The 21,894-nt window shown below is 72.6% G+C and carries 17 protein-coding genes; 11 read left to right on the top strand and 6 right to left on the bottom strand.

Annotated features, from left to right (window positions below):
• Nucleotides 1-11 precede the first annotated feature (11 nt).
• Nucleotides 12-3,674, top strand: coding sequence for a bifunctional proline dehydrogenase/L-glutamate gamma-semialdehyde dehydrogenase (locus EI169_RS14905; RefSeq protein ID WP_125133018.1), 3,663 nt, complete (start codon nucleotides 12-14; stop codon nucleotides 3,672-3,674).
• A gap of 89 nt (nucleotides 3,675-3,763) precedes the next feature.
• On the opposite strand, the gene EI169_RS14900 is transcribed toward EI169_RS14905, so the two are convergent.
• Nucleotides 3,764-5,833: an MDR family MFS transporter gene (locus EI169_RS14900; RefSeq protein ID WP_205783829.1), complete on the bottom strand. Its 2,070-nt coding sequence runs from the start codon at nucleotides 5,831-5,833 to the stop codon at nucleotides 3,764-3,766.
• A gap of 225 nt (nucleotides 5,834-6,058) precedes the next feature.
• On the opposite strand from EI169_RS14900, the gene EI169_RS14895 reads away from it, so the two are divergent.
• From EI169_RS14895 to EI169_RS16865, 5 genes are all read left to right on the top strand, one after another.
• Nucleotides 6,059-6,889 (top strand): ribokinase, encoded by an 831-nt coding sequence (locus EI169_RS14895; RefSeq protein WP_205783828.1) that lies wholly within the window; start codon nucleotides 6,059-6,061, stop codon nucleotides 6,887-6,889.
• Nucleotides 6,886-7,824 carry a nucleoside hydrolase gene (locus tag EI169_RS14890; RefSeq protein ID WP_164515514.1) on the top strand — a complete coding sequence of 313 codons (939 nt, stop codon included), beginning with the start codon at nucleotides 6,886-6,888 and terminating at the stop codon, nucleotides 7,822-7,824. The genes EI169_RS14895 and EI169_RS14890 overlap by 4 nt, the downstream gene beginning before the upstream one ends.
• A gap of 206 nt (nucleotides 7,825-8,030) precedes the next feature.
• Nucleotides 8,031-8,915 carry a dimethylargininase gene (ddaH, locus tag EI169_RS14885; RefSeq protein WP_125133015.1) on the top strand — a complete coding sequence of 295 codons (885 nt, stop codon included), beginning with the start codon at nucleotides 8,031-8,033 and terminating at the stop codon, nucleotides 8,913-8,915.
• A complete protein-coding gene (gene rocD / locus EI169_RS14880) occupies nucleotides 8,912-10,129 on the top strand; it encodes an ornithine--oxo-acid transaminase (RefSeq protein ID WP_125133014.1) in 1,218 nt (405 codons plus the stop codon). Before ddaH ends, rocD begins: the two co-directional genes overlap by 4 nt.
• A 282-nt stretch (nucleotides 10,130-10,411) precedes the next feature.
• Entirely contained in the window at nucleotides 10,412-11,245 is an 834-nt protein-coding gene (locus tag EI169_RS16865) for a hypothetical protein (RefSeq protein ID WP_240640480.1), read from the top strand.
• Here the strand turns inward: EI169_RS16865 and EI169_RS14870 are convergent.
• On the bottom strand, nucleotides 11,197-12,273 hold the full coding sequence (locus EI169_RS14870) for a CoA transferase (protein WP_240640746.1): 1,077 nt from the start codon (nucleotides 12,271-12,273) through the stop codon (nucleotides 11,197-11,199). The genes EI169_RS16865 and EI169_RS14870 overlap by 49 nt on opposite strands.
• Between EI169_RS14870 and EI169_RS16860 the strand changes: the two genes are divergently transcribed.
• The 4 genes from EI169_RS16860 to EI169_RS14855 all read left to right on the top strand — a co-directional run bounded on the left by EI169_RS16860 (nucleotide 12,227) and on the right by EI169_RS14855 (nucleotide 16,205).
• A complete protein-coding gene (locus EI169_RS16860) occupies nucleotides 12,227-12,475 on the top strand; it encodes a hypothetical protein (RefSeq protein ID WP_240640754.1) in 249 nt (82 codons plus the stop codon). The genes EI169_RS14870 and EI169_RS16860 overlap by 47 nt on opposite strands.
• A gap of 125 nt (nucleotides 12,476-12,600) precedes the next feature.
• Nucleotides 12,601-14,322: a circularly permuted type 2 ATP-grasp protein gene (locus EI169_RS14865; protein ID WP_240640479.1), complete on the top strand. Its 1,722-nt coding sequence runs from the start codon at nucleotides 12,601-12,603 to the stop codon at nucleotides 14,320-14,322.
• Between the two features lie 105 nt (nucleotides 14,323-14,427).
• Nucleotides 14,428-15,363: an alpha-E domain-containing protein gene (locus EI169_RS14860; RefSeq protein WP_125133012.1), complete on the top strand. Its 936-nt coding sequence runs from the start codon at nucleotides 14,428-14,430 to the stop codon at nucleotides 15,361-15,363.
• A complete protein-coding gene (locus EI169_RS14855) occupies nucleotides 15,360-16,205 on the top strand; it encodes a transglutaminase family protein (protein WP_125133011.1) in 846 nt (281 codons plus the stop codon). Before EI169_RS14860 ends, EI169_RS14855 begins: the two co-directional genes overlap by 4 nt.
• Before the next feature lie 99 nt (nucleotides 16,206-16,304).
• Here EI169_RS14855 and EI169_RS14850 read toward each other — a convergent pair whose 3' ends face one another.
• The 3 genes from EI169_RS14850 to EI169_RS14840 form a co-directional block, all read right to left on the bottom strand.
• Complete coding sequence (locus EI169_RS14850; RefSeq protein WP_205783827.1) at nucleotides 16,305-17,915, bottom strand: MFS transporter; 1,611 nt, start codon at nucleotides 17,913-17,915, stop codon at nucleotides 16,305-16,307.
• A gap of 141 nt (nucleotides 17,916-18,056) precedes the next feature.
• Nucleotides 18,057-19,406, bottom strand: a complete 1,350-nt coding sequence (locus EI169_RS14845) for an MFS transporter (RefSeq protein ID WP_125133010.1) — start codon at nucleotides 19,404-19,406, stop codon at nucleotides 18,057-18,059.
• The gene (locus EI169_RS14840; RefSeq protein WP_240640478.1) at nucleotides 19,403-19,852 is read right to left on the bottom strand and encodes a MarR family transcriptional regulator; all 450 of its coding nucleotides are present in this window, start codon (nucleotides 19,850-19,852) and stop codon (nucleotides 19,403-19,405) included. The genes EI169_RS14845 and EI169_RS14840 overlap by 4 nt, the downstream gene beginning before the upstream one ends.
• 100 nt (nucleotides 19,853-19,952) lie before the next feature.
• Here EI169_RS14840 and EI169_RS14835 point away from each other — a divergent pair, with 100 nt between their 5' ends.
• Complete coding sequence (locus EI169_RS14835; RefSeq protein ID WP_125133008.1) at nucleotides 19,953-20,813, top strand: alpha/beta fold hydrolase; 861 nt, start codon at nucleotides 19,953-19,955, stop codon at nucleotides 20,811-20,813.
• A 75-nt stretch (nucleotides 20,814-20,888) separates the two neighbouring features.
• Here EI169_RS14835 and EI169_RS14830 read toward each other — a convergent pair whose 3' ends face one another.
• Complete coding sequence (locus EI169_RS14830; RefSeq protein ID WP_125133007.1) at nucleotides 20,889-21,890, bottom strand: sugar phosphate isomerase/epimerase family protein; 1,002 nt, start codon at nucleotides 21,888-21,890, stop codon at nucleotides 20,889-20,891.
• Nucleotides 21,891-21,894 lie beyond the last annotated feature (4 nt).

Raw genomic sequence — 21,894 nt, 5'->3', positions numbered from 1 at the left:
AGGCTGGCGGCATGAGCGATCCCGCCCCCGACCTCGCCGAGCGCGCGATCGAGCTCGCACGGCGCTGGGTCGCGGAGTCGGCGGCCGAGCACGTCGACGCGTCGGCCGAGCGCCTCGCGGGAGTCCTGCGCGACCCGGACGGCCTGCCCTTCACGATCGGCTTCGTCGACGGCGTCATGCGGCCGGAGAGCCTCGCGGCCGCCGCATCCCGCCTCCGCCGGCTCGCCCCGAGCGTGCCGGGCTTCCTGCCGTGGTACCTGCGCGGCGCCGTGCAGGTCGGTGGCGCCGTCGCGCCCGTGCTGCCGGCGCCCGTCGTGCCGATCGCGCGTCGGGCGCTGCGGGAGATGGTCTCCCACCTCGTCGTCGACGCCCGACCCGACAAGCTGGGGCCGGCGCTGGAGAAGCTGCGCGCGGGCGGCGCACGACTCAATCTCAACCTCCTCGGCGAGGCCGTGCTGGGCGAGAAAGAGGCCGAGCGCCGGCTCGCCGGCATCCACGAGCTCGTCCGCCGCCCCGACGTCGACTACGTGTCGGTGAAGGTGTCGGCGATCGTGTCGCACGTGTCGCTGTGGGCGTTCGACGACCTCGTCGAGCGCATCGCGGAGCGCCTGCTGCCGCTGTACCTCAGCGCCGCCGCCGACGGCACGTTCGTGAACCTCGACATGGAGGAGTATCGCGATCTCGACCTCACGATCGCGGTGTTCACGCGCCTGCTCGAAGACGAGCGCCTCGCGGGGCTCGAGGCCGGCATCGTGCTGCAGGCGTACCTTCCCGACGCACTGCCGGCGCTGCGGGAGCTCACGGCGTGGGCGTGCGAGCGCGTGGCCGGCGGCGGCGCGCCGATCAAGATGCGACTCGTGAAGGGCGCGAACCTCGCGATGGAGCGCGTCGACGCGATCCTGCACGGGTGGGCCCTCGCGCCGTACGACACGAAGCTCGACACCGACGCGAACTACCTGCGCTGCCTGGACGAGGCGCTGCGCCCCGCGTCGGCGGCGGCCGTGCGCATCGGGATCGCGGGCCACAACCTGTTCGACATCGCTCACGCGTGGCTCCTCGCCGGGGAGCGCGGCGTGCGTGACGCCGTCGAGTTCGAGATGCTGCTCGGGATGGCGCAGGGACAGGTCGCTGCCGTCGCACGCGAGGTCGGCCACGTGCTGCTGTACGTGCCCGTCGTGCGGCCCGACGAGTTCGACGTCGCGATCAGCTACCTCGTCCGCCGGCTCGAGGAGAACGCGTCGGGGGAGAACTTCCTCTCCGCCGCGTTCGACCTCGCCGACGACCCCGATCTGTTCGCCCGCGAGCGCGACCGCTACACCGCCTCCGTCGCGCGCGCGGCCGACCCCGCGCTTCCCGCCGGACCGCGCCGCCATCAGGTGCGGGACGAGGACGAGGAGCCGGCACCGCCGCGCCTGCTGCGCGACCCCGCCGTCGACGACGGGCTCACGCAGGCTGTGCTCGGCATCGCGCGCGGCGCCGACGCGGCCGACGACGCGCGGGTGGTCTTCGGCGGCGCCGCGTTCGTCGAGACGGCGGTGTACGCGCCGCGCGAGTCCGACCCGGATGCAGCGGGCGCGCCCGGGTTCCGCAACGCCGCCGACTCCGACCCGTCGCTGCCCGAGGTGCGCGCGTGGGGCGCGTCCGTGCTCGCCCGCATCGCGGACTCGGACGCGGGTGCGGCGACGATCGCCGCGGCCCGCGTCGAGGACGAGCTCGCGCTCGACGCCGTCGTGGCGGGCGTGCGCGGCGCGGCTTCGGACTGGGCGGCGCGCCCGGCCGCCGAGCGGGCCGCGACGCTCGAGCGCGTCGCGCGCGTGCTGCAGAGCCGTCGCGGTCAGCTCATCGAAGTCGCCGCCTCCGAGACCGGCAAGGTGTTCGCCGAGGCCGACGTCGAGGTGAGCGAGGCTGTGGAATTCGCGAACTACTACGCCGCGTCGGCGCGCGAGCTCGACCGCGTGCCCGGCGCCGTGTTCGAGCCGGCCCGGCTCACCGTCGTCGCGCCGCCGTGGAACTTCCCGCTCGCGATTCCGGCCGGCGGCGTGCTCGCGGCGCTCGCGGCCGGCTCGGGGGTCGTGTTCAAGCCGGCGCCCCAGGCACGCCGCTGCGCGGCCGTCGTCGCCGAGGCGCTGTGGGACGCGGGCGTGCCGCGCGAGCTCGTCGCGCTCGTCGACCTCGACGAGGAGGCGCTGGGCCGCACCCTCATCACCCACCCTGCCGTCGACCGCGTCGTGCTCACCGGCTCGTGGGAGACCGCGCGACTGTTCCGCTCGTGGCGTCCCGACCTGCCGCTGCTCGCGGAGACGAGCGGCAAGAACGCGATCGTCGTGATGCCCTCGGCCGACCTCGACCTGGCCGCATCCGACATCGTCCGCAGCGCCTTCTCGCACGCGGGGCAGAAGTGCTCGGCGGCGTCGCTCGCGATCCTCGTCGGCCCGGTCGCGCGCTCGCGCCGGTTCGCCCAGCAGCTCGTCGACGCGACGACGTCACTGCGGGTCGGGCCTCCGACCGACCCGCTGAGCGAGGTCGGTCCGCTCATCGAGCCTCCCGCCGGCAAGCTCGCGTGGGCGCTGACCGAGCTCGGCGACGGCGAGAAGTGGCTCGTGCGCCCGCGCGAGCTCGACTTCGGCGCGGAGTATCCGGGCCGCTTCTGGACGCCGGGCATCCGCACCGGCGTCGCGGCCGGCTCCCGGTTCCACCGCGAGGAGTTCTTCGGCCCCGTGCTCGGCATCATGCACGCGTCGTCGCTCGCGCACGCGATCGAGCTGCAGAACGCCGTCGAGTACGGCCTCACCGCGGGGCTGCACACGCAGGACCCGGACGACCTCGCGCTGTGGCTCGAGCGCGTGGAGGCGGGGAACCTCTACGTCAACCGCGGCATCACCGGCGCGATCGTGCAGCGCCAGCCGTTCGGCGGCTGGAAGCGCTCGTCGGTGGGCGGCGGCGCCAAGGCGGGCGGGCCGAACCACCTCGTGGGGCTCGGGTCGTGGCGCGGCTCGGACGGCGGGCCGACGTCGTCGACCCTGCACCTGCGCGGGCTCGACTCGCGCATCACGACGATCATCGAGGCCGCGCAGCCCTCGCTCGACTACGCCGCCTTCGAGTGGCTGCGGCGTGCCGCGCTGTCGGACGCGCTCGCGTGGGACCGCGAGTTCGGGCGCGTGAAGGACGTGTCGCACCTCGGCATCGAGCGGAACCTGTTCCGCTACCGGCCGGTGCCCGTGGCCGTCCGCGCCGCGGGCGACGCGCCGTGGCAGGCGGTGCTGCGCGTCGTGCTGGCGGCCGTCCGCGCGGGGTCGGCGTTCTCGCTCAGCACGCCCGTGGGTCTTCCGGCGCCCGTCCGCCGCGCGCTCGGCGAGTTCGACGTGCCGGTGTTCGTCGAGACCGACGAGGAGTGGCTGCAGCGTCTCCTCGCCCCCGCACCGCTCGACGACGCGACGCCGGATGCGGCGCCGCGGCCGCCGCGCGTACGCCTGGTGGGCGCGGCGGCCACGGTCGACGCGCTCGCCCGGGCGCTCGCGCTCGCCGTCGAGGGCGACCCCGACCTGGCGGTGTACGCCGACGAGGTGACGACCGCGGGGCGGATCGAGCTGCTGCCCTTCCTCCACGAGCAGGCGATCTCGATCACCGCGCACCGTTACGGCACGCCCGACGACTGGAGCGCCCCGGTCATCTGACCGCCGTCCTCACGCGAGAACGCGCGAGTGCACAAAATCCCGGCGGAAAAGTGTGCACGCGCGCGTTCTCGCGGCCGTCGCGCGCGAGGCTACGGCGCGATGAGCGAGCCCGTCGAGACCGCGGCCTCCGAGGCCTCGATCTCCTCCTCCTCGCGCGACTTGCGCTCGTCGGCGGCCTCCTGCAGCGCCGACTTGGAGCGCAGCGGCGGCGTGCGGAAGAACAGCGACAGCACGAAGGCGGCGAGCACGACGAACATCGCGACGCGGTAGACCATCACCGACGACTCGTTGAAGCCGACGAGGAACGGCTTGCTCAGGCGCGCGTCTGCCCCGGTGAGGAACGACGTGTCATCGAGCGTCGAGTCGCCGAGCGAGGTCGTCTCGTCACCGGCCGCGAAGCGCTCCTCGAGGGTGGTCGCGAGGGTGTCGATGAACGCCGCGCGGTCGGTCGCATCCGAGAAGTCCAGGCTCACGGTGCCGTCGGCGGCCACGCGCGCGACCGGCACCTGCTGCTGGATCTGCGCGGCGGCCGCGCCGATGGCCTGGGCGACGGCGGCGTCGGTGGCCTGCTGCTGCGCGGCCGCGGGCAGCTGGCCGGCGGCAACCTGCGCCGCGACCGCCTGGGTCGCCGCATCCGTCGCCTGCGTCACCCCCGATTCGACCTGGGCGGTGACCGCATCCGTCGCCTGCGTGACGATCGGGGTGTACACGGTCGACATGATCTTCGCGTTCTCGGGCGCCGACGAGACCGTCGGGTCGAAGGCGGCGTCGAGGGCGTCGGTGAGGGTCGCGCGGTCGGAGAACGAGCCGATGATGTTCGTCGGCATGAGGGTGAACAGCAGCGACAGCAGCACCGCGGTGCCGAGCGTGCCGCCGATCTGACGGAAGAACGTCGACGAGCTCGTCGCCACGCCCATGTCGCGCAGGCCCACGGAGTTCTGGCTCGCGATCGTGAGCGTCTGCATGAGCTGGCCGAGTCCGAGGCCGATCACGAGCATCGAGCCCGCGACGTACCAGTACGACGTCGAGTACGTCATGAACGTCAGGAGGAAGAAGCCCGCCGACATCAGCAGCGTGCCGAGGATCGGGAACATCCGGTACCGGCCGGTGCGCGCGATGAGCTGGCCGCTCGCGATCGAGGCGATCATGAGGCCGAGGATCATCGGCAGCATCTGGAAGCCGCTCTCGGTCGGGGTCGAGCCGAGCACGAGCTGCAGGTACAGCGGCAGCGTCAGCATCGCGCCGAACATGCCGAAGCCCACAAGCACGCCGATGACGGTCGCCATCGAGAACGTGGGGGAGCGGAAGAGCTTCAGCGGGATGAGCGCGTCGTCCTTCATGAGCGTCTCGGCGATGACGAACGCGAGGATCCCGACCGCGCCGATCACGTAGCACGCGATCGCGATCGGCGAGCCCCAGCCCCACTCGCGGCCCTGCTCGGCGACGAGCAGCAGCGGCACGAGGGCGACGATGACGGTCGTCGCGCCCCACCAGTCGATGCGGACCGAACCGTGCGGGTGGCGCGGGATGTGAAGGAAGCGCCACACGATCGCGAGCGCCGCGATCCCGATCGGCACGTTGATGAGGAAGACCCAGCGCCATCCGGTGATCCACAGGATCTGGTCGGCGCCGGCGAACAGGCCGCCGACCAGCGGGCCGATGACGCTCGAGATGCCGAAGACGGCGAGGAAGTACCCCTGGTACTTCGCGCGCTCGCGCGGCGCGAGGATGTCGCCCATGATCGCGAGCGGCATCGACATCAGGCCGCCCGCACCCAGGCCCTGGATGGCGCGGAACGCCGCGAGCTCGACCATCGACGTCGAGAACGCCGCGAGGATCGACCCGATCACGAAGACGACGATCGCGATGAGGAACAGCGGCCGGCGGCCGAAGATGTCGGACAGCTTGCCGTAGATAGGCGTCGAGATCGTCGAGACGATCAGGTAGGCCGTCGTGACCCACGCCTGCAGGCTCAGGCCCTGGAGGTCGTCGCCGATCGTGCGGATCGCCGTGCCGACGACCGTCTGGTCGAGCGCGGAGAGGAACATGCCGGCCATGAGGCCGAAGATCACGAACAGGATCATGCGGTGCGTCATGACCCCGTCGGCGGGGCTGGCGGCCGCGGCCCGGCTGCGGCGGGTCTGGGCGACGTCGGACATGGTTCCTCGCAAGGGATGAAGGTCGGCGGCTCCGGAGCGCGGCGGGTGACCCGCGCGGAGGCGTATCCATATGATAGTTGAGCTTTGTCAACTATCGATACCCGCTCGGTCCGCCTCGTCGCCGCCCTCCCCTTCCGGCGAGCGGGGGGCACGGGTGCGGAGAGGAGACAATGGAGCGTGCCTCGTGATGCCGATCCCGTTCCCCATCCGCGATCGCAGAGCGCCGTGCGGCTGAGCGTCGTCGGGGCGATCAACGTCGACGTGACCGCGCGCGTGCACCGCGCTCCCGGACCGGGTGAGACGGTGGCCGACGGCGTCCTCTCGCGCGGGCCGGGCGGCAAGGGCGCCAACCAGGCCATTGCCGCCGCGCGGCTGGGGGCGAGCGTGGCGCTCGCCGGCGCGGTGGGCGACGACGCCGACGGCGCGCTCTCGCGCGAGGCGCTGGCATCCGCCGGCGTCGACGTGTCGCGCGTGCAGACGGTCGCGGCCGCGACCGGCACGGCGCTCATCGTCGTGGATGCGACGGGGGAGAACTCGATCGTCGTGTGCCCCGGCGCGAACGCCGCGATCGACCCCGGCGCCGTGCGGCTCGACCCCGACGCCCCCGTGCTCGTGCAGCTGGAGGTCGGCGACGACGTGCTGCTCGCCGCCGCGCGGGGCACCCGCGGATTCTTCGCGCTCAACGCGGCGCCCGGGCGCCCCGTGCCCGCCGAGCTGATCGCGCGCGCCGACCTCGTGATCGTCAACGAGACCGAGTACGCGCAGCTGCCGGACGTGCACGACGCGCCGCTCCTCGCGATCTCCCTCGGCGCCGACGGCGCGCGCCTGCTGCGCCGCGGCGAGGAGATCGCCCGTGCCGCGGCCGTCCCGACGACGGTGCGCAACACCGTCGGCGCGGGCGATGCGTTCTCCGCCGCGCTCGTGCTCGGCCTCGTCCGCGGCGACGACCCCGCCGCCGCCCTGCAGCGCGCATGCGCGGTGGGCGCCGCAGCGGTCGCCGACGAGCGCTCGCAGCCCGCGCTGTCGGCCCTCGACACGTACCCGGTGACCGCATGAGCGCCGCGCCCCGTCCCGTCTTCGTCGACTGCGACACGGGTGTCGACGACGCCCTCGCCCTCGCCTACCTTCTCTCCGATCCGGGCGTGCGGATCGTCGGCGTCGGCACCGTCTCGGGCAACGTCGCCGCCGCGCAGGCCGCCGAGAACACCCTCGCGCTGCTGACGGCCGCCGGCGTGCACGACGTGCCCGTCGCGATCGGCGCCCACGACGCGCGCGCCGGCGCGTTCGCGGGCGGCGCGCCGCACGTCCACGGGCACGACGGCGTCGGCGGCACCGCCGGAACCCCGGGCGAGCGCCGGCCCGACCCGCGCGACGCGGTGACCCTCCTGGCCGACCTCGTGGCGCAGCATCCGGGGCTCGAGGTGCTGGCGCTCGGTCCGCTCACGAATCTGGCGGCCTTCGTCGACGTGCACCCCGAGCTGGTGCCCGCGCTCGGCCGCGTCACGATCATGGGCGGGGCGTTCGCGCACCGCGGCAACATCACGCCGTTCGCCGAGGCGAACATCGGGCACGACGTCGAGGCGGCCGCCGTCGTCTTCAGCGCGGACTGGGAGCTCGCGCTCGTGCCGTTGGATGCCACGATGCCGCAGCGGCTGACCGAGGCCGACGCCGACCGCCTCGGCGCCGTCGGCGGTGCCGTGCCGCGGGCCCTCCGGTCGATGCTCGACTTCTACCTCGACTTCTACCTCGGTGTGTACGGCGACCGCGCGTGCGCACTGCACGATCCGCTCGCCGCGATCCTGCTCGCCGACCCCGCGGCGGAGGTGGCCGCGCGCCGCGGCCGGGTGCGCGTGATCGAAGCGGGCGAAGAGCGTGGGCGCACCGTGCTCGCACCGGCCGCGAACGGACGGCACCTCGTGGTCGACGCCGTGGCCGGCTCGGCCGCCGAGCGCCTCGTCGGGGGCCTCGCCCGTCGCGCCTGGCGCGCCTGACGTCCCGACCCGCCGCTGTTCCTGGGCACCGATCGGCCCCGTGCGGCGACGCGGAGAGGCGGATCGGTGCGGGCGCGCGGAGGCGGAATGGGGTGGTCGTGGCACAATGGACGCGGCGTGCCCGTGCCGACCTTTCCTCGCCCGCGCGAGTCGAAGGGCCGCCGGGCCAGAGGACAGCGTCCGCCGCGCGTATCTCGAGGAGCCGTATGTCCACGCACGAATCTCTCGCCCCCGCCGACACCGCGACGAGCGGCCGCATCCAGCAGCACCGGAAGTACCTCATGTGCCGCCCGGAGCACTTCACGGTGAGCTACAGCATCAACCCGTGGATGGAGCCGACCCGGCCCACCGACACCGCCAAGGCCCTGCGGCAGTGGCAGACGCTGTACGACACGTACCTGGCGCTCGGCCACGAGGTCGAGCTCATCGACCCGCTCGAGGGCCTGCCCGACATGGTCTACACGGCCAACGGCGGCTTCCTCATCGACGGCATCGCGTACGGCGCGAAGTTCCGCTTCGCCGAGCGCGTGCCCGAGGGTCCGGCGTTCATGGAGTGGTTCCGCGCGAACGGCTACGAGGTCGTCGAGCCGGCCGAAGTGAACGAGGGCGAAGGCGACTTCCTCCTCGTCGGCGACACGATCCTCGCCGGCACGGGCTTCCGCTCCACCGGCGACAGCCACCGCGAGGTGGGCGAGGTGTTCGGCCGCGAGGTCGTGTCGCTCACCCTCACCGACCCGCGCTTCTACCACCTCGACACCGCGATCGCCGTGCTCGATCCCGTCGAGGGCCCGAGCGGCGTCGAGCGGGCGACCATCGCGTACCTGCCGGCCGCGTTCGACGAGCGCAGCCAGGGCATCCTCCGCGAGCGCTACCCCGACGCCATCCAGGTCTCGGATGCCGACGGCGCGGTCTTCGGCCTGAACTCCGCGAGTGACGGGCGCAACGTCATCATCTCGCCGCGCGCGACCGGGTTCGAGGCGCAGTTGCGCGAGCGCGGTTACACGCCGGTGCTCGTCGACCTGTCGGAGCTGCTGCTGGGCGGCGGCGGCATCAAGTGCTGCACGCTCGAGCTGCGCGGAGTGCAGCGATGAGCACGAGCATCGACAGCGGCACGGCCCGCCTCATCGCCGACGAGGGCGCGCACCTCGCGTCCAACTACTCCCCGCTGCCCGTCGTCATCGCGCAGGGCGAGGGGGCGTGGGTGACCGACGTCGAGGGCAAGCGCTACCTCGACCTGCTCTCGGCCTACTCGGCGCTGAACTTCGGCCACGGCCATCCCGCGATCGTGACAGCCGCCCAGGAGCAGCTGAACCGCCTGACCCTCACGAGCCGCGCGTACCACAACGACCGGCTGGGCCCGTTCGCCGCGGCGCTCGCCGAGCTGTGCGGCAAAGACCTCGTGCTGCCCATGAACACCGGCGCCGAGGCCGTCGAGACCGGCATCAAGGTCGCCCGCGCGTGGGGGTACCGCGTGAAGGGCATCCGGCCGGATGCGGCGACCGTCGTCGTCGCGGACGGCAACTTCCACGGCCGCACCACGACGATCGTGGGCTTCAGCGACGACCCGACGGCGCGGAACGACTTCGGCCCGTTCGCGCCCGGATTCGTGCACGTGCCCTACGGCGACGCATCCGCGATCGAGGCGGCGATCGACGAGAACACCGCCGCGGTGCTCATCGAGCCGATCCAGGGCGAGGCGGGCGTCGTGATCCCGCCCGAGGGATACCTGCGCGCGGTGCGGGAGATCTGCACGCGCGAGAACGTGCTGTTCATCGCCGACGAGATCCAGTCGGGCCTCGGCCGCGTCGGCACGACCTTCGCGTGCGACCGCGAGGGCGTCGTGCCCGATGTGTACCTCCTCGGCAAGGCCCTCGGCGGCGGCATCCTGCCGCTGTCGGCCGTCGTCGCCGACCGCGACGTGCTCGGGGTCATCCGCCCCGGCGAGCACGGCTCGACGTTCGGCGGCAACCCGCTCGCGTCGGCCGTGGGCCTGCGCGTGGTCGAGATGCTCGCGTCGGGCGAGTTCCAGACCCGGGCCGCGGCCCTCGGCGAGCACCTCGAGGCCAAGCTCGCCGACCTCGTCGGCCACGGCGTCACGGCCGTGCGGGTGGCGGGCCTGTGGGCGGGCGTCGACATCGACCCCGCCGTCGGCACGGGCCGCGAGGTCGCCGAGCGGCTGCTCGCGCGCGGCGTGCTCGTGAAGGACACGCACGGCCAGACCATCCGCATCGCGCCGCCGCTGACGATCCGCGCGACCGAGCTCGACTGGGCGGTGGAGCAGCTCAAGCACGTCCTCACGGCATGACGCACCCCCCGCACGACGCATCACGAACTCAGGCTGAGCAGGTTCCGCTGCCCGAGCACCCGCAGAAATTCGCGGGTGCGGGCCGGGCGGTCGTCCACTCAGCCTGAGTTCGTGCGCCGCGACGCGGGCGCGAAGAGGTGCGGACGGGGCACACTGTCGGGATGGGGGAACGGATCGGGCGGCTGCGGCGCCCCGCGACCGCGGATGCGCCCGCGTTCGATCTGACCTACGTCCGACGACGAGCCGGCGTAACCGGCGCGCGCGTTCGGGGGCGGAGCCCCGGTGGGGGGTCGCGTCGTCGCGCTGGGCGCGCTCGGCGAGGCCGTCGAGGTCGGCCGTGACCGCCTCGAGCTCGAGCCCCGTCTCGCCGTCGGGCAGATCGTCGCCGACGACGCGCAGGCCCGCGGCCTCGAGGGCCTCCGCGGTTCCCGCGCCGAGGTCGGCGCTGCCGGTGAGGATCATCCGGGTGCCGGCCGGCCCGTCGCTCGCGGGCTGTCGCAGCACGTCCGCGACGTGCGCGACCGCGTCGGCGGCGGGGAGGTCGTCGACCGCGCGCCGCGCGGCCCAGAACGCGGCCGACCCGCGCCGCGGGCGCTCCGCGGCGAGCCGCAGCAGACCCGCACGCACGCGCCGGCGTGCGTCGACCGCATCCGCCAGGGCCTCCGGCGACGCCGGGCGTCCGGTCCACTCGGCGAGCGCGTCGTTCAGTGCGGCCAGCTGCCGCCGGTCGTACGCGAGCGATGCCGGCCGGGGGAGGTGCAGGATGTCGACGAGCTGCACGGGGGGCAATGCGTGGCCGCGTGCCCGCAGCTCCCGCAGCGCGTAGAAGACGCGCAGCGACAGGTCGCTGTCGGTGCTGCACGCGATGCCGGCGAGGGGCACCGGCGGTCGCAGCGCGGTCGTGAGGATGCCGGCGGCGGCGGGGTCCAGGCCTTCCCCGAGCACGTCGACCGCGAACGCGGTGTCCTCGGCGGTCCGGCCGGAGAGGCGACGCGGCACGGCGCCGGCGGCGTCGATCATCTCGATCGGGACGTCGCGGCCGATGACGCCGACGACCGCGGGCGGGGTCACACGACCCCCGACTCGCGCAGCGACTCCACGCGCGACGACTCGTAGCCGAGGAGGTCGCGCAGCACGCTGTCGGTGTCGGCGCCGAGGTACGGCGCGGGCTTGTCGAAGCCCACGGTGCTGTCGCTGAACGTGATCGGCACTCCCGTGCCCCACAGATCGGCGTTCTCGCCGTACACCGGATGCGGCAGCGGCACGACCTCGCCCCGGCGACGCACCGCGGGGTCGCGCACGGCATCGGCGAGCGAGCGCACCGGGGCGGCGGGCACGCCGTGGCGCGCGAGCGCGTCGACGGCCTCGGCGACGGGATGCTCGGCCGCCCACGTCGCGATGAGGCCGTGCAGCTCGTCGGAGTTGCGCACGCGCGCGTCGCGCTTGGCGAAGCGCGGATCCCCGAGCAGCTCGGGGGCGCCGATCGCGCGGAACACGCCGGCGGCGAACTCGTCGGTCGGCCCGCACAGCGCGAACCACCCGTCCTCGCCGCGGAACGTGCCGAACGGCGCCGGGCGCGGCACCCAGTCGCCCGTGCGCGTGGGCATGCCCATCGACTCGAACGCGTCGAACGGCTCGCATGCGACCAACGACGTGAGCGCGCCGAGCATCGACACGTCGACGTGCTGTCCCTGGCCGCCGCGCTGCACCTCGAGGAGGGCCGACAGCGTGCCGATCACGGCGAACAGCGGCGCCGAGAGGTCGCCGAGGGGCAAGCCGAAGCGGATCGGCGCATCCTCGGGCTTGCCGGCGGTCAGCATGAGGCCGCTCAGCGCCTGCACGATCGTGTCCATCGCCTTGGAGCCGCCGTCGTCGTCCGACCCGAACCGGGTAATGGAGGTGTACACGAGCGACGGGTTGACCTCCCGGACGCTCTCCCAGTCGATGCGCAGGCGCCGCGTGACGCCCGCGGAGTAGTTCTCCACGAGCACGTCGGCCTTCGACACGAGGTCCAGGAGCACGTCGCGGCCCTCGTCGGTCTTGAGGTCGATCGTGATCGACTCCTTGCCGCGGCCGCGCAGCGCCATCGACACCGACATGTCCTCGTCGGAGCGGCGCTCGGCGGAGAGCCCGGTGGCCGAGATGTACGGCGAGTTCGTGCGGGCGCTGTCGCCGGTGGCGGCCGCGGTCGTGCCGTGCTGGATCGACGACGACGCGCAGCCCGTGCCGGTGGGCGCGGGCGACGAGCGCGGAGTCGCGGTGGCCGAGTACCTCCGACGCATCACCGTCGAGGCCGACCTCGCCACGCGCTGGGAGTGGGACGGCGACCTGCTCCGCGTCGTCTGACGCGGCTCGCGAGAACACGCCCGTGCACACTCCGGGGCGCCGAAACCGTGCAAGCGCGCGTTCTCGCGAGGCGCGGGCGGTGCGCGGAAACACTCGCGCAATACGCGCCGCATTAGGCTCGGGGCATGGGTGACCTGTTCGACGGCTACGGTTCCACGCTGGCGCCGCGCAAGACGCCGTCGGGCATCCCGGCCTACGACGAGATGTTCGCCGATCCGGCGCATCCGGGCGACTCCGCCGAGTCGCGGCAGGCCTACCGCGAGCTGTACCGCCAGCTCGCGCAGATGACGCAGGAGGAGCTGCGCGGGCGCACCGAGTCGCTCGCGAGCTCCTACCTCGCGCAGGGCGTCACGTTCGACTTCGCCGGCGAGGAACGACCGTTCCCCCTCGACGCCGTGCCGCGCGTGATCGACTTCGACGAGTGGTCGCGCATCGAGGCGGGCGTGAAGCAGCGCGTGAAGGCGCTCGAGGCATTCCTCGACGACGCGTACGGCAGCCAGCACGTCGTGCGCGACGGCATCCTCCCGGCCCGGCTCATCGCCTCGTCGCAGTACTTCTACCGTCAGGCGGCGGGCATCCACAGCGCCAACGGCGTGCGCATCCAGGTCGCCGGCATCGACCTCATCCGCGACGAGCACGGCGAGATGCGCGTGCTCGAGGACAACGTGCGCGTTCCCTCGGGCGTCAGCTACGTCATCTCCAACCGCCGGGTCATGGCGCAGACCCTGCCCGAGCTCTTCGTCTCGATGCGGGTGCGGCCGGTCGGCGACTACCCCAACAAGCTGCTCGCGGCCCTGCGCGCGTCGGCTCCCGGCGGGATCGAAGACCCGAACGTCGTGGTGCTGACGCCCGGCGTCTACAACTCCGCGTACTTCGAGCACACGCTCCTCGCCCGGCTCATGGGCGTCGAGCTCGTCGAAGGGCGCGACCTGCTGTGCGTGGGCGGCAAGGTGTTCATGCGCACCACGCGCGGGCCGCAGCGGGTGGATGTGATCTACCGCCGCGTCGACGACGACTTCCTCGACCCGCTGCAGTTCCGCGCCGACTCGATGCTCGGCGCCCCCGGCCTCATGCTCGCCGCGCGCCTCGGCAACGTCACCATCGCCAACGCCGTCGGCAACGGCGTCGCCGACGACAAGCTCCTCTACACCTACGTGCCCGACCTCATCCGCTACTACCTGGCGGAGGAGCCGATCCTCAAGAACGTCGACACGTGGCGCCTGGAAGACCCGGGCGCGCTCGAGGAGGTGCTCGACCGCCTCGACGAGCTCGTCGTGAAGCCCGTGGACGGATCCGGTGGCAAGGGGCTCGTCGTCGGACCCGACGCGTCACCCGCCGAGCTCGACAAGCTCCGCAAGCGCCTGATCGCCGACCCGCGCGGATGGATCGCGCAGCCGGTCGTGATGCTCTCGACGATCCCGACCCTCGTCGAGGACGGCATGCGGCCGCGCCACGCCGACCTCCGCCCGTTCGCCGTCAACGACGGCGACGACGTGTGGGTGCTTCCCGGCGGGCTCACCCGCGTCGCGCTCCCCGAGGGGCAGCTCGTCGTGAACTCCAGCCAGGGCGGCGGATCGAAGGACACGTGGATCGTCGGCGGCGCCGCGCCGTCGCACGTCGAGTACGGACAGGGTCACGGCCTCGCGGGGCTCGTCGCCGACCAGGCGGCCACGGTCACCGAGGCGATCCCGATCATCTACGACGGCCAGCCGGAGCCCGCGCACTCCCCGCTGGACCGCCCCCGCAGCGGCCGCGAGCAGCAGGAGCAGCAGCAGCAGTCCGACGGTCCGCAGGAGCACGGCCCGCAGGCCGAGCAGCAGCAACAACAGCGGAGCGAGCCATGCTGAGCCGCATCGCCGACCCTTCGACGAGCTCAGGGACCGGAAAGGACGGCTCATGCTGAGCCGCATCGCCGACCCTTCGACGAGCTCCGGGACCGGAAAGGACGGCTCATGCTGAGCCGCATCGCCGAGAGTCTGTTCTGGATCGGGCGCTACATCGAGCGCAGCGACGGCACCGCGCGCATCCTCGACGTGCACCTCCAGCTCCTCCTCGAAGACCCGTGGATCGACGAGGACACCGCGTGCCGGTCGCTGCTGAGCGTCATGGGGTCGCTCCCGCCCGACCCGAGCGACACCGTGCGCCGCGGCGACGTGCTCCAGCGCCTCGCGGTCGACCGCATGAACCCGGCGAGCATCGCGTACGCGCTCACGGCCGCCCGCGAGAACGCGCGCCGCGCGCGCGAGATCGTCTCGAGCGAGCTGTGGGAGGCGCTCAACACCACGAACTCCCGGATGCCGCGGCGCCTCCAGACCGACAAGGTGCACGAGTTCTTCCAATGGGTGCGCGAGCGCGCGGCGCTCGCGGTCGGCACCGTCGACTCCTCGACGAGCCGCGACGAGGCGTGGCAGTTCTTCACGCTCGGTCGCAGTATCGAGCGCACCGACATGACCGCGCGGCTCCTCGCGACGCGGTCGCTCACCGAGGCGTCCGGGCCGTCGTGGACGACGATCCTCCGCTCGTGCGGTGCGTACGAGGCATACCTCCGCACGTACCGCGGCATGCCGAGCGCCCGCAACGCCGCGGAGTTCCTCCTCCTCGATCGGCTCTTCCCGCGCTCGATCATCTACTCGATCCAGCGGGCCGAGGACTGCATGAGCGCGATCGACCCGCGCGCCGACCGCGTCGGGCACTCCAACACCGTGCTGCGCGCGCTCGGCCGCATCCGCAACGACCTGGAGTACCGCCCCATCAGCGAGATCCTCTCGGAGCTGCCCGAGCACATGCAGCAGGTGCAGAAGGTGACCCGCGAGGCATCCGAGGCCATCCGGTCGCGGTTCTTCCCGACGCAGGCCGAGCCGAGCTGGATCGGGGAGAGCGCCTTATGAAGAGACTCCGGATCGAGCATCAGACGGGGTTCGCGTACCAGGGCGACGTGTCGGCGTCGTACAACGAGGCGCGGATGCTCCCGAACTCGACCGACAGCCAGTTCGTGCTGAGCTCCGCGCTCGAGATCGACCCGTCGACCACCGTCAACCAGTACGTCGACTACTTCGGCACGCGCGTGAGCTCGTTCGACGTGCTCTCGCCGCACGCCGCCCTCACGATCACCGCGCGCTCGCTCGTCGAGGTGCGCGCGCGGCCGATCGCGCACGCCGACATCTCGTGGGACCGCCTCGCCGTCGAGTCGGAGCGCTCGATCGGCACGGTCGAGCAGCTCGTGCAGACCGGGCGCACGCGGCCGCACCCCGAGGTCGCCGAGATCGCGCGCTCGATCGCCGCGCAGCACGACCATCCGGGGCGCGCGGCGCACGCGATCGCCGAGGCGATCGGCGACGGCGTGGAGTACATGCACGGCATCACGGGCGTGCACTCGACGGCCTCGGAAGCGTGGGAGGCGCGCAAGGGTGTGTGCCAGGACATCGCGCACATCACCCTCGGCGCCCTGCGCGAAGTCGGCATCCCGGCGCGCTACGTGTCGGGATACCTGCATCCGCGCCCGTCCGCCGAGGTCGGCGAGGCCGTCACGGGCGAGTCGCACGCGTGGGTGGAGTGGTTCGCGGGCGACTGGCAGGGTTTCGACCCGACGAACAACATCGAGATCGGCGACCGGCACGTGCTCGTGGGCCGCGGCCGCGACTACAACGACGTGCCGCCGCTGCGCGGCGTGTACGCCGGCCCCTTCAAGAGCCAGCTGCGCGTGAAGGTGACGATCACCCGCGAGGCCTGACGCGCACCGCGTGTGGCGTGAATCGGCGGCTTCCGGACGCCGGGTAGCCGCCGATTCCCGCAAGACGGGCTCGCGCGAGCCGGGGTCGCGCGAGACGGCTCACGCGGCGGGCGCGGGCTCCTCCTCGCGGCGGGCGGGGGCGGATGCGGCGGACCCGAGCGAGATCGTCGAGAGCAGGCCGAGCGCCAGGAACCCGGCGGCGGTGAACGCGGCGGCGCGCGTGCCGTCGGAGAAGGCCGCCTTGGCGTCGGTCGCCGCATCCGCCGTCTGCGGAGACTTCTCGAGTCCCGCGATCGCCGCGCCGGCGCTGTCGACGACGGCCGACACCACCTGGTCGCGCTGCTCGGCGGGGAGGCCGCGGTCGTCGAGCTTGGCCGCCAGCACGCCCGCCGTGCTCGAGAAGAGGACCGTGCCGAGGACCGCGACGCCCAGTGCGGCGCCGAGCTGGCGCGACGTCGACTGCGTGCCCGAGGCCTGGCCGCTGTCCGACACCGGGACATCGGCGAGGACGACCCCGGTGAGCTGGGCCGTCGCGAGCCCGACGCCGAAGCCGTACACGAAGAGGAACGGAACGAGCGCGAACCACGAGGCATCCGGGGCGATCACGAACGCGATGCCGCCGACGCCGATGATCTCCGCCGCGAGGCCGACGCGCACCACCCACACCGGGGCGACCTTGCCGCTGAGCGCGCCGGCCGCGCCGCTGGCCACGAACGACCCGATCGCGAGGGCGAGGAGCAGCAGCCCCGTCTGCACCGCCTCGAAGCCGAGAACGAACTGCAGCCACAGCGGCAGGGCGAGGATGATGCCGAACTCGCCGAGCGAGACGACGGTGGCGGCGATGTTGCCGTTGCGGAACGACGGGATGGCGAAGAGCCGGAGCGCGAGGAGGGTCGGTTTCCCGGCGCGCTGGCGGCGCACGCCCCACACGATGAACGCGACGAGGGCGACGACGGCGACCGCGAAGGCGATCGGGATGGGGGAGAGGTCCCACGGCCACGACCAGTCGCCGACCTGCGGGCGCGTGTCGACGAGCCACCAGCCGTACGTGCGGCCTTCGATGAGTCCGAACACGAGGCCGCCCATCGCGATGACCGACAGCACGGCGCCCACGACGTCGATGCCCTGCGCGCGGTCGCTGCGCGACTCGGCGACCGTGAGGAGCACGCCGACGACGATGACGACGCCGAGCGGGATGTTGATGCCGAAGGCCCAGCGCCACGAGAACGCGGTGGTGAGCCAGCCGCCGAGGAGGGGGCCGACCGCGGCCATGCCGCCGATCGTCGACCCCCACACCGCGAACGCGATGCCGCGCTCCCGGCCGCGGAAGGTCGCGTTGATGAGCGACAGGGTCGTCGGGAGGATCATCGCGCCGCCGACGCCCTGCACGAGGCGCGACAGGATGAGGAGGCTCCCGGTGGGTGCGAGCGCCGCGGCGATCGACGCGAGGGCGAAGATCGCCACACCCGTGAGCATGAGTCGCCGTCGGCCGAAGCGGTCGGCGAGGCTGCCGAAGACGAGCAGCAGCGCGGCGAACACGAGCGTGTACGCCTCCTGCACCCACTGGACCTCGGTCGACGAGATGCCGAGGTCGTCGACGATCGACGGCACGGCGACGTTGACGATCGTGGAGTCGACGATGATCAGCGACACGGCGATGCTGATGAAGACGAGGCCCGCCCATCGGCGGCGCGCAGACACCTGAGGCATATTCCTAGCTTATCTAGCGATATCTCCGGGTGTCACGCCTTGCCCCGTCCGCTCGCTCGGCGTATAACCGTGCGCGCCGTGGCGATTCCGCGCGAGATACGACGAGCGAACGGATGCAGCGGGGCTCGGCCGGGCCGCGGGTCAGCGCGCGTGGCGGATGGAGCCGGGGCCGCGGGGCGGCACGCGCACGGGCGTCGTGCCGGCGACCTCGTCGGAGAACTCCTCGGGCGGGATCACGGCGAGCGGCCGCGTCTCGTCGATCGTGAGGCGGAACCGCCGCTCGGCGTGACGGTGCAGCCGGCCCGACACGATGAGCCACGTCGCGCCGATGCCGAAGGCGACGACCGCGGCCGCCGCGCCGACGAGGATCGCGACGCGCGGGCCGAACTCGGCGGCCACCCAGCCGACGATCGGGGCGCCGATCGGCGTGCCGCCCATGAGGATCGCGACATAGAGCGCGAGCACGCGGCCGCGCAAGGCCGGGTCGGTCGTGGTCTGCACGTAGCCGTTCGCGGTCGTGAGCATCGTGACGACCGCGAAGCCGGTGAAGACGAGGGTGAGCGCGTACGTCCAGTACGTCGGGGTGAAGGCCGAGACGAGCGCGACCACCGCGAACAGCGCCGAGCCGGCGATGACGACGCGGATGCGCGCCCGGTCGCGGCGGGCGGCGAGCAGGGCACCGGCGAGCGACCCGATCGCGACGATCGAGCTGAGCAGGCCATAGCCGTCGGCCTCCTGCCCGAACTCCAGCGCCATCGTCGACGCGAAGATCGGGAAGTTCATGCCGAAGGCGCCCATGAGGAAGACCATTGCGAACGTCACGACGAGATCGGGGCGTCGCTCGACGTAGCGGAAGCCGTCGGCCAGCCGCGCGGCACCCGCGTTGTGCGCGCGGGGCGCGAGCTCGTGCGTGCGGATGAGGCTCAGCGCGGTGATCATCGCGAGGAAGGTCGCGGCGTTGATGAGGAAGACCCAGCCGGTGCCGACGACCACGATCACGACGCCCGCGACGGCGGGTCCCAGCATCCGGGCGCCGTTGAACGACGCCGAGTTCAGCGCCACCGCGTTCGACGCGATCTCGCGTGAGACGACGTCGGAGACGAAGGCCTGACGGGCGGGGTTGTCGAAGGCCGCGACGACCCCGAGCGCGAGCGCGAAGGCGTACATGAGCGGGAGGGTCATGACGCCCAGGAGGATCAGGGCGCCGATAGCGAGGCCGAGCACCATGAGCGAGCCCTGCGTGACGAAGAGCAGGTGCCGGCGGTCGAAGCGGTCGGCCACCCAGCCCGTGAGGCTCACGAGCAGGAGCGGGGGTGCGAACTGCAGCGCCATCGTCACGCCCATCGCAGCGGCGTCGTTGTCGGTCAGCTGCGTGAGCACGACCCAGCTGAGCGCGGTCGCCTGCATCCACTGGCCGATGTTGGAGATGAGGGCGCCGATGAACCACACGCGGTAGTTGAAGACGCCGAAGGAGCGGAACATCGCGGTCATCGCTCGGCCAGCCTCCTCATGACGTCGGCGGCGCGCACGAGCAGGGCGCGGTCGGCCTTCGACAGCTCGCCGAGCGCCTCCTCGAGCCATGCGTCGCGGCGGCGCACGGTCTCCTCGACGACGTCGAGGCCGGCGGGGGTCAGATCGATCGTCACCTTGCGGCGATCGTGATCGGCCTGCATGCGCGAAAGCAGTCCCGCCTCCTCGAGCGCACCCACCGTGCGGTTCATCGAGGGTGCGGTGACGCGCTCGCGTTCGGCCAGTTCGCCGAGGGTGTGCGGTCCGTGCACCTTCAGGGCGGCGAGCACCGCGAACTGTCCGTCGCTCATCGTGTCGACGGCGCGCTGAGCGCGCAGCCGCCGCGCGAGGCGGAACGTCGCCATCCGGATCTCGGTGGCGTGGGCGCTGAGCTCGTGCGATTCGGGGGGAGTCGTCGACGTCTTCATGCGAATAGTTAGCATAGCTCATTAGCTTTGCTAAAGAAAGTCGGCGGCGGCGCCGCGACGTGCGCCGCCCCTCCCGGCACGCGCGCCCTAGACTCGCGGCATGCCCGAGTTCGTCGATGCGCACGGGGTCGCCATCGTCTACGACGTCGCCGAAGCGGCGCGGCCGCGCGCGGTGGTCCAGCTGCTGCACGGCGTCGGCGAACATGCCGGCCGGTACGGCGCACTGATCGCGGCTCTCGTCGACGCGGGGTACACCGTGTACGCCGACGATCACCGCGGCCACGGGCGCACCGGCATGCGCCAGCACGGCGGAGATGCGTCCCAGCTCGGCCGGCTCGGCACCGGCGGACACGGCGCGGCCGTCGATGCGGTGTGGATGCTCACCGAGCGCATCCGCGCCGCCCACCCCGACCTGCCGCTCGTCCTCCTCGGGCATTCGTGGGGGTCGTTCCTCGCGCAGATCCTCCTGAACCGGCATCCGGATGCCTACGATGCCGTCGTGCTCAGCGGCTCGGCGCTGCGCGTCCCGGGCGCGCTGAACGCCGGCGACCTCAACAAGCCGTGGCGGCACGAAGGCGGTCACGGACTGCAGTGGCTCTCGAGCGACACCGCCGTCGGGCAGGCGTTCGTGGACGACCCGCTGACGACCGTCGTGCCGCTGCGGCGCCTGTTCGGCCTCGTCGAGTCGGCGCGGCTCTTCGGCCGTCCGCGGCGGGGGCTCGCGGAGGCCGCGGGGCACGACGTGCCCGTGCTGCTCCTGGTCGGCCGCGACGACACCGTCGGCGGACCGCGGAGCGTCCACCGCCTCGCGGAGGCGTACCGCACGCGGTCGGAACTCACCGACGTCACGACGCTCGTGTACCCCGGCGCGCGGCACGAGATCTTCAACGAGGTCGCGCAGGCCGACGTGCGCGCCGACCTCCTCGCGTGGCTCGACGCGCGCTTCCCCGCCCGCGCCTGACCCTTCCCCGTGCCCACGTGCGGGAATCGGCGCCTACCCGACCACGGATAGGCGCCGATTCACGCGAGCCGCGGGCTACTTGGAGCTGAAGGCGGCGTCGAAGAGTTGGTGGGGTGGGGTGATCTGGGCGAGTTTGCGGACGAAGGCGAGGGCTTCGGGGCCGCCGACGAGGCGGTCCATGCCGGCGTCCTCCCATTCGACGGAGGTGGGGCCGTCGTATCCGATCGCGTTGAGGGCGCGGAAGATCGGCTCCCACGGCACCGCGCCGTGCCCGGTGGACACGAACGTCCACCCCCGCCGCGGGTTGTCCCAGGACAGGTGCGAGCCGAGGACACCGTTGCGGCCGTCGAGGTTGGTGACGGACTCCTTGCAGTGCACGTGGAAGATGTGCTCCGCGAAATCCAGCACGAACGCCACCGAGTCCAGCTGCTGCCACACGAAGTGCGACGGGTCGAAGTTGAACCCGAAACTGCCCCGGTGCCCGATCGCTTCCAGGGTGCGCTTGGCGGTCCAGTAGTCGTACGCGATCTCCGAGGGGTGCACCTCGAGCGCGAACCGCACCCCGACCTGTTCGAACACGTCCAGGATCGGATTCCACCGCTCCGCGAAGTCCGCGTACCCGGCGTCGATCATCTCCTGCGAGGCGGGCGGGAACATCGCCACGTACTTCCAGATCGACGACCCACTGAACCCGGTCACCGTGGACACGCCCAAGGCTGCGGCCATCCGGGCGGTGTCCTTCAGATCCTCCGCCGCCCGCGCCCGCACCCCCTCCGGGTCGCCGTCGCCCCACACCCGGTCCGAGAGGATGTCGCGGTGACGCTGATCGATCGGGTCATCGCACACCGCCTGCCCCGTCAGATGGTTCGCGATCGCGAACACTCCCAACCCGTTGCGCTCCAGGACGTCCTTGCGGGACTGCACATACGCCGCGTCATCCCACCGCGACACATCCAGATGATCCCCCCAGCACGCGATCTCCAACCCGTCATACCCCCACTCACCAGCAAGACGAGCCACCTCCTCGAACGGCAGATCAGCCCACTGACCGGTGAACAACGTGATCGGACGAGACATGCGA

The organism is Microbacterium sp. 10M-3C3, assembly GCF_003931875.1.
GTDB lineage: Bacteria > Actinomycetota > Actinomycetes > Actinomycetales > Microbacteriaceae > Microbacterium.
This window is presented reverse-complemented; position numbering and strand designations above follow the sequence as displayed.

Coding starts and splice junctions, on each gene's coding strand:
- EI169_RS14905 (WP_125133018.1), top strand. CDS start 12: ATGAGCGATCCCGCCCCCGACCTCGCCGAGCGCGCGATCGAGCTCGCA.
- EI169_RS14900 (WP_205783829.1), bottom strand. CDS start 5,833: ATGTCCGACGTCGCCCAGACCCGCCGCAGCCGGGCCGCGGCCGCCAGC.
- EI169_RS14890 (WP_164515514.1), top strand. CDS start 6,886: ATGAGCGCCGCGCCCCGTCCCGTCTTCGTCGACTGCGACACGGGTGTC.
- ddaH (WP_125133015.1), top strand. CDS start 8,031: ATGTCCACGCACGAATCTCTCGCCCCCGCCGACACCGCGACGAGCGGC.
- rocD (WP_125133014.1), top strand. CDS start 8,912: ATGAGCACGAGCATCGACAGCGGCACGGCCCGCCTCATCGCCGACGAG.
- EI169_RS16860 (WP_240640754.1), top strand. CDS start 12,227: ATGTCCTCGTCGGAGCGGCGCTCGGCGGAGAGCCCGGTGGCCGAGATG.
- EI169_RS14865 (WP_240640479.1), top strand. CDS start 12,601: ATGGGTGACCTGTTCGACGGCTACGGTTCCACGCTGGCGCCGCGCAAG.
- EI169_RS14860 (WP_125133012.1), top strand. CDS start 14,428: ATGCTGAGCCGCATCGCCGAGAGTCTGTTCTGGATCGGGCGCTACATC.
- EI169_RS14855 (WP_125133011.1), top strand. CDS start 15,360: ATGAAGAGACTCCGGATCGAGCATCAGACGGGGTTCGCGTACCAGGGC.
- EI169_RS14850 (WP_205783827.1), bottom strand. CDS start 17,915: ATGCCTCAGGTGTCTGCGCGCCGCCGATGGGCGGGCCTCGTCTTCATC.
- EI169_RS14845 (WP_125133010.1), bottom strand. CDS start 19,406: ATGACCGCGATGTTCCGCTCCTTCGGCGTCTTCAACTACCGCGTGTGG.
- EI169_RS14840 (WP_240640478.1), bottom strand. CDS start 19,852: ATGAAGACGTCGACGACTCCCCCCGAATCGCACGAGCTCAGCGCCCAC.
- EI169_RS14835 (WP_125133008.1), top strand. CDS start 19,953: ATGCCCGAGTTCGTCGATGCGCACGGGGTCGCCATCGTCTACGACGTC.
- EI169_RS14830 (WP_125133007.1), bottom strand. CDS start 21,890: ATGTCTCGTCCGATCACGTTGTTCACCGGTCAGTGGGCTGATCTGCCG.